Below are 11,247 nucleotides of genomic sequence, written 5' to 3'. Positions count from 1 at the left end.
GCAAATGGCTGGGTTAGTCCCGAAGCTTTTGAAAAAGAATATTTGAAAAATTTAGAGGGAACCGCTGTCTAATTATTTGGCTAGGATCAGTTTTTTTGTTTATAAGGAAACAATCACATGGCACATCAACTTGAACAAATGGCTTATGTCGGTGATACCCCTTGGCATGGCTTAGGTAATCACCTGACACAGAATCAGCCGATTGAAGTCTGGGCCCAGCAAGCAGGTATGGATTGGCGGATTGAATCCTCCCATGTCAGCTACATGGCTCTAAATGAACGTGGGCAGAGCATTATCATGCCCTATGAAGAACAGCGGGTACTGTATCGTTCAGATACTCATGCACCTTTGTCAGTAGTGAGTCAGCGCTATCAGGAAGTGCAGCCGATGGAAATTCTGGAGTTCTACCGGGATCTGACTGAGCAATCCGGTTTTGAACTGGAAACCGCAGGTGTTCTGAAAGGTGGTAAGAAGTTCTGGGCATTGGCCCGTACGGGACAAAGCACAGCACTGAAGGGTAAGGATGTCAGCAATGGCTATATTCTGCTGGCAACTGCCTGTGACGGTACTTTGGCTACCACGGCACAATTCACCAATATCCGAGTGGTATGCAATAACACCTTAGCCATTGCCCTACGTGGACAAAGCAGCAGTGCAGGTGTGGTGAAAGTGCCACACAGTACCAAGTTTGATGCTGATAAGGTCAAACAGCAATTGGGTATTTCAGTTCGTGCCTGGGATGAACATATGTACGAGATGAAACAGCTGACTCAACGTAAAGTGACCCAAGGTGAAGCAGCTGCCTATTTTGATGCAGTGTTTAACAATACCAGCATGAGTGTTGCCGATCAGGAGGAGAACATCATTCAATTCTATCGCAATATTGCTAACCCAAATCCAGCCAAAGAAAAGTCTGAACCGAATGGACGCGCCATGACTAAAGTCATGGATATGTTTAATGGGCAAGGACGTGGTGCAGAACTCAGCTCAGCCAAAGATACTGCTTATGGCTTACTGTGCAGTATTACAGAGTTTGCTGATTATGAACGTCGTGCCATGAGTACGGATCACCGCCTCGATTCAGCCTGGTTTGGTGCAGGTGCTGCGTTAAAGCAGCGTGGACTGGAACAGGCACTACGTTTAGCTGTCTAAGCTTTTCAAGCCAGTATTCGTAACGTAATGGTCAAGGATCATGTAGATGATCCTTCTCCAGTGAAAATTCCCTTTTGCCACATCTCCAGATGTGGCTTTTTTTATGCCGAAAATTTTACAGACCTCACTATTTATAAGGATCAAAGCATGAATCAGATTGCACCGATAAATACCTCTCAACTCCCTCATTTTCCAATTCCGAATGAGATGAATGAATCAAATACCGCAGCTAAACGAACAGCGACCGCCAAACGTTTAGCCAATACCAAAAACATGGATTACAAAGAATGGCTAGAAGTGCGTAAGCAAGGGATTGGCAGTAGTGATGCCGCAACCGCATGTGGATTGAATCCCTACATGTCGATGCTGGAACTGTGGATGATTAAAACTGGTCGAACTCAGCAGAACGTTGATGATGACAGCTCACGCGTTGCTCCCTTGTATTGGGGCAAACAGCTAGAGCCATTGGTGGCTGAGTACTACAGCCTGCATACCAATAATAAAGTGAGACGAGTGAATGCCGTGCTTCAGCATCCCGATCCAGACAAAGCCTTTATGTTGGCAAATCTAGATTATTCGGTCGTGGGTAGCGATGACGTGCAGATTCTGGAATGTAAAACAGCTGGGGAACATGGTGCCAGACTATGGCGAGATGGTGTGCCTTTATATGTGCTGTGTCAGGTGCAACACCAACTTGCGGTAACAGGCAAACAGGCTGCACATGTCTGTGTTCTGATCTGTGGGCATGAAACCAAAATCTTCAAAGTTAGCCGTTCTGAATCAGTGATTCAACACATCATTCAGGCAGAGCGTTATTTCTGGGAATGTGTGGAAAACGATACACCGCCATCAGTCGATGCCAGTGAATCCGCAGCCAAAGCCATTCTGCAACTCTATCCAGCGCATATCCCGCTGAGCGTTGAAGATCTTTCGCAAAATGAAAATGCCAATTTGATGTTTGATCAGCTCATCAAAATGAAGGAAGAGATCCAGCATAAGCAGGAACGCTTTGACCAGTTGAAGCATCATATCCAGATGCTGATGAAAGATGCTGAACGAGCCACCTTTGCCAATGGCTCTGTGGTCTGGAAGAAAGCCAAGGATTCCATCAGTCTAAATACCAAAGCATTACTTCAGCACCAACCTGAACTCATCGAGCTTTATCCACTTCAAAAGTAGGGCAGTCGTCGATTCAATATCTATACCGACTAGCCTGTTTCAGCCCATTCAAATAGCGATGCACAAAAACCGCTCCCGGCCCTCCATTCGCTAGGAATAGAGGGTAAACGGTGGCGGCTTTTGTAGTGAGCTATATACATATTTCTTGAATCAGGTGATCTACATAAAGCTAGATGATCTGTACAAAATCAAATTGAGGAAAATAAAATGATTAAAGGTTTAGCGATTACACCACCAGCTCTAGGGCGTATCAGTATTGGTCGGGTAGTAGAAAAGAATGGCAAACGCCTACCTGAAAAAGATGATCAATTCACCATTACGTCCCAAATTCAAAGCAAAGAAGGATGGGTGAAACACCCACTGGATGAACAGCTTCGAGCCAATACTCCCAATCAAAAGCTACGCTCAATTCCTGTCAGAATGATCTTCAATGATCCTGACTTAAACCTACGCGCAGAATATAGCCTGTTTGATCGACAGACTGGACGGCCAGTCTGTGTCGGCAATGGAGAAACCTGCCAGCGTTTAACCAATCAAGGTGTAGAGCAACATCCCTGTTCATCGCCAGATTTATGTCCTCTGGCACAAGGTGGAAACTGCAAACCTTATGGACGTTTACATGTGAACCTGGATGACTCGGATGAGTTTGGTACCTTCATCTTTAGAACCACAGGTTTTAACAGTATTCGGACTTTGGCTGCACGGCTGAGTTATTACGACGCAGCTTCAGGGGGCTTGCTGTCTTGCTTGCCATTACAACTCACTTTAAGAGGCAAAAGTACCACACAAAGCTATCGTCAGCCTGTGTATTACGTGGATCTAACTTTACGAGAGGGCATTAGTCTGAATGATGCGATTGCTCAAGCCAAGCAAATTGATGAGTACAGCAAACAAGCGGGATTCTATCAAGAGGCGGTAGACCATATCGCCAGACGAGGTTTTGCGAATGCGCGATTTGAGACAGATATAGAGGAAGGGTTGGATGTGCTGAAAGAATATTACCCTGAACAAGAACAAAACCGGGCGGTGGAGGAACAGACTTCACCTGAAGGATTTGTACAGGATATTCAGCAGGGGTTACAGCAAAGTGTAAGAGCTGTGAATTAAGCGAGAGGAGAGAAGATAGCTAACGTTAAATTTTACAGACCAGCTCTATTATTTGAGCGAATAGCCGCTCGCATCAATGATTAGGAGCTAGCCTCATGAATGCGTTTATCGGTCAAACATTTCAAATGAATCAACTCATCAGTATTAAGCAGGTCGTAGAATTTGTCGGTGTGGGGCGTTCTACCATCTACGAGATGATGGATGAGGACTCACCTTACTATGATCCAACTTTTCCAAAGAAAGTTAAAATTACTCAAAATCGTATCGGCTGGTCAGCTTATGAGATCCATCAATGGATTGAAAGTAAGTTGGCGAGTCGAGAATAAGGGATGCTTTTAGCTCCCTTATTTTTTTATTTCCTTGTAGACTAAAAATGTCCTTTAGCCTAATTTTCCGTAATGAAAACAATAGACTATTACAATAAGCATGCAGAAGAATTTATATTTTCAACGTTTGACGTTGATATGGAAAGCCTATATCAGCCATTTTTAGCTAAATTGACTGAAGGTACTCGGATTCTTGATATTGGTTGTGGCTCGGGACGAGATACTCTTGCTTTTAAAAAATAAAGGCTATCTGGTCGATGCAATAGACTATTCAGAAGAACTCATTAAAAAAGCAACTCAGCTTATAGGTATTCCTATTAAGTTACAGAGCTTTTATGAGCTTGATGCTGATCAAGCTTATGATGGAGTTTGGGCATGTGCGTCGTTGTTGCACTGTGAGTGTGAATGTTTAGCTGATGCGATACTAAGATTATTAAAAGTACTTAAAGTGAATGGTGTCTTGTATATGTCATTTAAGTATGGTGATGGTGATCGAGAAAAAATGGACGTGCATTTACGGATTTAAATGAATAACAGGCGCAGAATTTGTTGGATCAGGTGATGGGCTTTCAATTATTAAAACAATGGATCACTGTAGATCAAAGATCAGACCGAGAAGAAAAGTGGTTAAATCTGCTGTGGAAAAGGCATACTTAATTTAGTCCCAACTGCTCAAGAGCAATTGCAGTTTTTGAAAAATATTCAGCTGATTTTGCAATCCGGCAGTTTTAGCAGTACCTATAAGTTTGCTTTACTTATTATCTGTATTGGGTTTTCTCACGGATAAAGATAGATCTCATAAAGTTGCTGAATGGGCATATGCTCAAACAGAAGAAAATAATTATTTTCTTTGGGGATGCTCATAGACTTTTTATTTATTGAATTTTAAATATTTATTGCTACATTGAGAACAAGATAGAAACCTGCGAAAAATAATGTTATGTGGTCAGATATTGAGTCAAAACAAGATTTTTTAAATTATTCTGAAGCATCTGAGATAGTAGTCAATGTATTAAGTAATCCTAAGATGTTACCGATTTCAATAGGAATATTTGGTTCTTGGGGAACAGGAAAATCAACAATATTAAATTTAATTGAACAAAGGCTAAAAACAGAAAATAAAGAAGATTATATTCTTATTAAGTTTGATGCATGGCTCTATCAGGGATTTGATGATGCAAGAGCCGCTCTAATTGAAGTTGTTACTTTGGAGATAGCCAAACTTGTAGAGGGCAATAAGACCCTTTTAGACAAAACAAAGACAATAACTAAACGAGTAAATAAATTACGCTTGTTAGCAATGGCTGCAGAAGGTGCTTCTTGGATGGCTGGAGTACCAACTTTTGGTGCTGCATACAAAGCAGTTGAAGCTATTGGTGATGGGATTAAAGGGAAAGCTGATTCAGAAGATGGTGAGGCAATAAGCCAAATAATAAAAGATGGTCAGAGTAGTTTAAAAGAACTTTTGAATGAAGAAATGACATCTGCACCGAAAGAAATAGCTGCTTTAAAAACAGAATTTGCAGACTTGCTTGTGGGATTTAACAAGAAAATAGTCATCTTCGTAGACAATCTAGATAGATGTTTACCAAAGCAGACTATACAAACATTGGAATCATTACGCTTATTTTTATTTATGCCCAATACCGCTTTTGTGATAGCAGCTGATGAAGATATGGTAAGACATGCTGTTAAAGAACACTTTAATGGTATAGATGAAAAACACATTACAGACTATTTGGATAAGTTAATTCAATTTCCAGTTAAAGTTCCAAAAATTAGTACTCGTGAAGTTAGAGCATATTTATTTTTACTTTATGCATCAATTCACGAAACCTATGGAAAGCAACAGGTTAAAATAGAAAAATTAAGAACTGGTTTAGAAAAGAATTTGAGGCTTTCTTGGAAAGAAGATCCAATTAGCGTGGAGAAAGCTTTGTTACTCTTAGATTCGGATGGTCCAAGTGCATTTAATCTTTTAAATGATTTTACTGTAGCTGATCGTATAGCACCATTATTGGCAACCTCCAAAAGCGTTGAAGGTAATCCAAGAATTGTAAAGCGTATGCTAAATGTTATAAGTATGCGAAATATGATAGCAAGCGCCCGACAGATGCCTGTAGATTTGAAACTTATAGCAAAAATGGCATTGTTTGAAAGATGCTGTAAATCAACAGCGATATCTATTCTTTACAATGAAATTAATGCCACTGCCGATGGAAAGCCAGAACTATTTAGACAGCTTGAGGCTGTTAAAAATGATCTCGAAGCTTTTGAAGAAAAATTACCAAAAGATTGGAAAGAACACAAAGTCTTCCTTTTTGATTGGGTAAATTTGGAACCGTCTATTTCAGATAGAGATTTAAGACCACTTGTTTATTTAAGTAAAGAAACTGTCCCACTTCGCATAGTTTCTAGAGGTTTATCTGAAATTGCAGATAGTGCGTATAGGCTATTAATAAGAACATCCAAGGTATCTTCGCCATCTGCAATTAAAGCAATTGGAACAATTCCTCAAGGGGAAGAAAAAGATGTAATGCGTTTAATTTTAGAAGAATTAAGACAACATTCAAATTGGAGTGAAATACCTTCAGGTTTTGCTGGTGCTTTTTTACTAGCACAAGAATTAGAAGAAACTAGGGCACAGTTCAAAGCCTTTATTTCAGAGGTTATGCCAAAACTTAAACCTTGGTTTAAAAGTCTTATTAAAGATGAAGTTTGGTTTAACAACTAATTTATAAGTTATTAAAAGGAAGGGATTATGGGAACATCAACTTCAAGTAAGGGGCCAAATGGAAAGACTCCATTAGTGCCATCTTGGGCAAATGAGGGGGGAGAATCAATTGCATGTGGAATAGATAATACTCTAGGTGAGTTTCGGGGGTATTTAGGAAAAGCTGCGAATAAACCGTCGGGTCCAAGTGGTACGAACTTAAGAAAAGCAATTGGTCATTATGCTAAGAATGCGACAGGTGGAAAAAAGGTAGGTCCTAAACGTTACCAAAAACTTATTTCAACTGGTGGAGGTTTATTTGATTTATTCCAGAATATTCAAGCTGGAAATGACTATTTAAACCTGAAAATATCAGATCTAAATGGTAAGCCTATTGATATTGTCATTGATCAAATTATAGAAAACCTTTTAGTTATTGATGGAGACTCTGAGCGAATCAGGGCAAGTTTGAATCAATCTTTAGCTGAATGTTTAGATGGGATGGATGAATTTGATTTCACTCAAATTTCTAGCGATATGATTATTGATTTAATGCTGAATTATACAGAGCAGTATTTATTTCAACAAATCGTTTTAGACTCAAGGGCTGCTTTCGATAAAGCTGATACGCCTGAGAGTGTTGCTAGTCTTGAGCAGGATCTACGTTCCTTAATAAATTCTTCAGTGGATAATCATATGAGTAAGCAATTAAAGAATGGTGCGAATTCATTAACAAGAAAAGATATTGAAAATATACAAATGAAAGCATTAGAAGATATTTGGGGTGAATGGGAGGACTATTTAAATGATTGAGCTTTATTTTGATACTGATAGTGCAAAATTACCACCTTTATCAGATCGATTATTACCTGTTTTAATGTTTGGGAAGTCTGCTGTTTCTGGCAAATACAATAGTATTGGTGGAGCAGCACTAATTGAATTTAGAAGACTTCAAGAAGAAGCTGATGAAACAGCATTCGATTTAATGATGTTATCTTTAGCGGTAACAGCTGCTGATACTTTTGTTGAGAGGGATAGTCGAGCAGAAGATGCATGGTGTCGCCAATTCAAGATCAATCTTCCAGTGTTAAATCCTAGTCTTTGGGATAAGCAAAAAAAACTATTAAAGGAAACTCTGCATTTTTTAAGCGGAGATTTATGGGATTTTGAATTTAGGCAAAGCGACTTTAAAATTCCTAAAATGATGACAAGTCTTAAAGCAAGGAAAATTTTCATAAAGAATCATGATTCTGTTTGCTTATTTTCAGGAGGGTTAGATAGTACAATTGGTGCAATTGATTTAAAGAATTCAGGTAAGAGTTCAGTTTTAGTTAGCCATGCATATCCGAAAGATAGGCAAAAGCAAGATGGCGTCTATAGTACGCTTAAACTTACTAATGCTAGATTTCAAGTTGTTGCAAATCCTCGGAAAGTTAAAGAAATTCCTGCGGATGTTCAAATGAGAACGCGTAGTTTTAACTTTATTGCCTTTGGAGCTTTAATCGCTACTGCTTTGAGTAAAAACCATCATTCAAATAAGATAGTACCACTTTACATTCCCGAGAATGGCCTCATCTCTATTAACCCTCCACTCACTCCTAGGCGAATAGGTTCATTAAGTACGCGAACAACACATCCATACTTTCTAAAAAAATTAAATGAACTTTTTTCAAGTATAGGCTTGCCAGTAGAGTTATTAAATCCTTATCAGTTAAAGACTAAAGGAGAAATGATGCTCGAATGTAAAGATCAAAAGTTATTGAAAAAGGTTGCTACTGATACAGTATCCTGTGGGAAATGGAAGAGGTCTGGAGTGCAATGTGGTAAGTGCCTACCGTGTTTAATTAGGCGTGCCTCATTTAATGCATCTCAATTTAAAGATTTAACTGATTATCAATATTCTGTTTTAAATGATGTAATTAAACGAGATAAGCAGAGGGATGACCTAATGTCTATGGTTATGGCGATAAGCAAAATTAAGAATACTGGCAACACAAATTTGTGGGTAGCAAAATCTGGATTTTTGCCAATAGAGCCTAAGGAACGTCAGCAAATCATTGATACTGTTTTAAGAGGGTTTACGGAGGTAGAGCAGTATCTAAAAAAAGAGAATCTAGGTGTAAATATTTAATGTCTCCGTTGATCGATTTTCATTGTCATTTGGACTTATATAATAATCCACAAGCTGTGGTATCAGCTTGTGGAGATTCAAATTATATTTTGTCAGTAACAACTACGCCAAAAGCTTGGTTTGGTACGAAGAAGCTTACTGAAAACCATAAGCGAATTCAAACAGCACTTGGATTACATCCTCAAATAGCACATGAGCGTTTTGAAGAGTTAGATTTATTTGATTTACTAATCAATGAAACAAAGTATATAGGTGAGATTGGTTTGGATGGTTCATCAGCACTGAAAGCCCATCAAAATATACAAAGTAAAGTTTTTAAACATATTTTGCAAAAAGCTAATAGTTCGTCACCTAAAATATTAACCATTCATAGCCTTAATGCCGTAGAAGCAACTTTAGACGGATTAGATACTTATTTTCACAATGGTATTCCAATTTTACATTGGTATACGGGTAAGGAAAAAGATTTAAAAAGAGCTATTGATAGAGGGTGTTGGTTTTCGATTAATCAAAGGATGTTATCAGGTGATAGAGGTAGGTCACTTGTCAGTCAAATACCAAAAAATCGAATATTAACTGAAACGGATGGCCCTTTTGTTATGAATGGAAATCAGCCTATACAACCCGCTTCTGTTTTGCCTGTTATTAATAAGTTAGGTAATATCTGGAAAGAGTCTCAGGATGTTGTCACTGGACAAATTTTCGAGAATTTAAAAAGCCTTTTAAAAGCTGTAAACTAACATCCGGTATATTTAGAAAAGTATTTTCTTATTTAATAATAAAATACTAGCTTATATTTTTTGCCTCTGCTTCCAATAAATATAATTCATTAATTAGTAAAAATTCCCGGAATTGATGAATTTGGCTTTCATCCTTCTCACGATGTGTTCGCGCATTTCTGAAAGCTTGATAGGTACCAATAAATATGTTAACCCGACCCACAATTTCAGATTTATCAGGCACAAGCCAAGTCAGTGAGGCATTGAATGTATTAAATGTTTGAGAAAAAAGCTTAGTACTATGTTCATTCAAGCCTGTACGTTCTCTAACAATATCTTCTAAGCGTTTATATGCTTTTGTTAGAGCTGAGTCTGGGTCTTGTTTAAAGAGTAAAGCAAGATCAAAAATTCTATCGTCAATAATCGAGTAGGGTAGTTCAAGCGGGTAATAACGCTTAAGATGAGAAGATGCTACCTCATTTTGGAATGAGTAAATATAGTCATGTAGACGTATAGGCCGAATCACTTTTTCTCTAAAAATAAAATCAATATCATTGTCACTTAATGATGAATGATTAACTTTGTTCATCAGTTTTGCAGGAATCGTGACTTCTTCGGTTTCGATTTGATGTTTATTCAAAATAGTTAAAGCTTTTGCTAGCCCTTTTGGTCCTTCGCCTGGATAACCTGATGTAAAGCCTGAACGGATGATGTAATAACTGTCAGATTGATCTTTAAGTATGAATCCATGGGACTGATCATTCGTCAGCAATAGAGCATAACTTAGATCTGCATTAGTCTGAATGAGATTGCAAAGGCTGTATAGACAGGTTTCTGTGACTCCAGCTTCGCCCAAGTAGTCAGTATGATAATAGCGTTCTGATTTGAACATTTATATAGAAATTAAGCAGTAGTTGTTTAAAAGGATAATGGGGTAAATTAGGGTAAAAATCTAGAGCAAGTTATGGCTTAAATAAAAGATATTATTGGAGAATTCATCGTGAGTTAAGCAGTCACCATCTCAATCTTGCTCTTATCAACTTATTGACTTTTATTAAGAGAAATACAATTAAAAAAATTCCTTAAGATATTCAGTTTGTTAGATGATGGATATTCCTAAGGTGAGTTGTGAATCCGAGAAGATGCTTTAGCTTATTTTTTAATGATCTTTATGCACCTATACAGCTGAGAAATTTCAATTATTAAAAGTTGGTGCGCAGGTTTTAATATAAGCTAATGAAATACAAAAGGCTCCGACAAACCCGGTACGATTCAAGAAAAGAAAAAACCCGCTCAATAACTTGAAGGGGCTGTTAGTGCCGGAAGAATTTCGGCTAGGAGAGAAATAATTTTTTTCAAGAAAAAAATCTGTTTAACTCTCCCAAATTAAACAGATCAATTTATAGTGTATCAATAATTATTTTCACCTAAATATAAAATCAAATTATTTCAATATGATGAAAAAATAATTTATTTTTTTGTTAAATATCAATTAACCTTTTTTACATCATGAAGACTAAATAAAGACATTAAGAAGCGGGGCATTTATATATTCATAATAGACTCTTGCGTTAGTCAAAATTTAAACAAAAAAAGGTATATTTTATAAGGTTTTAGCTAATTCAAAAAATAGGTAAAACGATACTTTCACAAGAGGTCTAATGATTTTGAATAGTGTTTAAGATTCAAAATAGCTTAGTTTTCATACATGATGACACTATGAATAACAGTCTCAGTGAAATCGCTTTTCTAGAAATTTTCTCATTAAGCCCCTCAAGTTGTCTCGGTTTAAATTAACGTTGTCCCTTTCTTCTAAACTCAGATAAAAGTCTAAATATTACCCACATGAAATAACAATACAATACGATGTCATAAAAATGTCATGAAGCAGTCACAGAATACTTAATTGAATAAAATTAA

The 11,247-nt window shown here is 37.5% G+C and carries 9 protein-coding genes and 2 pseudogenes; 10 read left to right on the top strand and 1 reads right to left on the bottom strand.

Annotated features, from left to right (window positions below; genetic code table 11):
• Positions 1-117 precede the first annotated feature (117 nt).
• The 10 genes and pseudogenes from NI464_RS13265 to qatD all read left to right on the top strand — a co-directional run bounded on the left by NI464_RS13265 (position 118) and on the right by qatD (position 9,348).
• Entirely contained in the window at positions 118-1,152 is a 1,035-nt protein-coding gene (locus tag NI464_RS13265) for a DUF932 domain-containing protein (protein WP_253138980.1), read from the top strand.
• 147 nt (positions 1,153-1,299) lie between these two features.
• The gene (locus tag NI464_RS13260; RefSeq protein ID WP_253138977.1) at positions 1,300-2,331 is read left to right on the top strand and encodes a YqaJ viral recombinase family nuclease; all 1,032 of its coding nucleotides are present in this window, start codon (positions 1,300-1,302) and stop codon (positions 2,329-2,331) included.
• A 207-nt stretch (positions 2,332-2,538) separates the two neighbouring features.
• On the top strand, positions 2,539-3,438 hold the full coding sequence (locus NI464_RS13255; RefSeq protein WP_253138974.1) for a recombination directionality factor: 900 nt from the start codon (positions 2,539-2,541) through the stop codon (positions 3,436-3,438).
• Positions 3,439-3,533: 95 nt separating this feature from the next.
• The gene (locus tag NI464_RS13250; protein ID WP_005096077.1) at positions 3,534-3,764 is read left to right on the top strand and encodes a helix-turn-helix transcriptional regulator; all 231 of its coding nucleotides are present in this window, start codon (positions 3,534-3,536) and stop codon (positions 3,762-3,764) included.
• Between the two features lie 72 nt (positions 3,765-3,836).
• Positions 3,837-4,421: pseudogene (locus NI464_RS13245) on the top strand (class I SAM-dependent methyltransferase).
• Positions 4,414-4,524: pseudogene (locus NI464_RS15935) on the top strand (HNH endonuclease); the annotation flags it as partial. The pseudogenes NI464_RS13245 and NI464_RS15935, both read left to right, overlap by 8 nt.
• Before the next feature lie 180 nt (positions 4,525-4,704).
• A complete protein-coding gene (locus NI464_RS13235) occupies positions 4,705-6,498 on the top strand; it encodes a KAP family P-loop NTPase fold protein (protein WP_253138971.1) in 1,794 nt (597 codons plus the stop codon).
• 27 nt (positions 6,499-6,525) lie between these two features.
• The gene (locus NI464_RS13230; protein WP_253138967.1) at positions 6,526-7,290 is read left to right on the top strand and encodes a hypothetical protein; all 765 of its coding nucleotides are present in this window, start codon (positions 6,526-6,528) and stop codon (positions 7,288-7,290) included.
• Complete coding sequence (gene qatC, locus NI464_RS13225; protein ID WP_253138964.1) at positions 7,283-8,608, top strand: Qat anti-phage system QueC-like protein QatC; 1,326 nt, start codon at positions 7,283-7,285, stop codon at positions 8,606-8,608. Before NI464_RS13230 ends, qatC begins: the two co-directional genes overlap by 8 nt.
• A complete protein-coding gene (gene qatD, locus NI464_RS13220; RefSeq protein WP_253138962.1) occupies positions 8,608-9,348 on the top strand; it encodes a Qat anti-phage system TatD family nuclease QatD in 741 nt (246 codons plus the stop codon). Before qatC ends, qatD begins: the two co-directional genes overlap by 1 nt.
• A 46-nt stretch (positions 9,349-9,394) precedes the next feature.
• Here qatD and NI464_RS13215 read toward each other — a convergent pair whose 3' ends face one another.
• Entirely contained in the window at positions 9,395-10,219 is an 825-nt protein-coding gene (locus tag NI464_RS13215) for a TIGR02391 family protein (RefSeq protein WP_253138960.1), read from the bottom strand.
• Between the last annotated feature and the right edge of the window lie 1,028 nt (positions 10,220-11,247).

The sequence above is a fragment of the Acinetobacter lwoffii genome (genome assembly GCF_024129685.1).
In the GTDB taxonomy this organism is placed as follows: Bacteria; Pseudomonadota; Gammaproteobacteria; order Pseudomonadales; family Moraxellaceae; genus Acinetobacter; species Acinetobacter lwoffii_X.
The sequence above is the reverse complement of the archived record's forward strand: the minus strand, read 5'-3'. Positions and strand labels throughout refer to the sequence as shown.

What these genes read in the sequence shown, in the direction of transcription:
- NI464_RS13265 (WP_253138980.1), top strand. Translation starts at nt 118, where the DNA reads ATGGCACATCAACTTGAACAAATGGCTTATGTCGGTGATACCCCTTGG.
- NI464_RS13260 (WP_253138977.1), top strand. Translation starts at nt 1,300, where the DNA reads ATGAATCAGATTGCACCGATAAATACCTCTCAACTCCCTCATTTTCCA.
- NI464_RS13255 (WP_253138974.1), top strand. Translation starts at nt 2,539, where the DNA reads ATGATTAAAGGTTTAGCGATTACACCACCAGCTCTAGGGCGTATCAGT.
- NI464_RS13250 (WP_005096077.1), top strand. Translation starts at nt 3,534, where the DNA reads ATGAATGCGTTTATCGGTCAAACATTTCAAATGAATCAACTCATCAGT.
- NI464_RS13235 (WP_253138971.1), top strand. Translation starts at nt 4,705, where the DNA reads ATGTGGTCAGATATTGAGTCAAAACAAGATTTTTTAAATTATTCTGAA.
- NI464_RS13230 (WP_253138967.1), top strand. Translation starts at nt 6,526, where the DNA reads ATGGGAACATCAACTTCAAGTAAGGGGCCAAATGGAAAGACTCCATTA.
- qatC (WP_253138964.1), top strand. Translation starts at nt 7,283, where the DNA reads ATGATTGAGCTTTATTTTGATACTGATAGTGCAAAATTACCACCTTTA.
- qatD (WP_253138962.1), top strand. Translation starts at nt 8,608, where the DNA reads ATGTCTCCGTTGATCGATTTTCATTGTCATTTGGACTTATATAATAAT.
- NI464_RS13215 (WP_253138960.1), bottom strand. Translation starts at nt 10,219, where the DNA reads ATGTTCAAATCAGAACGCTATTATCATACTGACTACTTGGGCGAAGCT.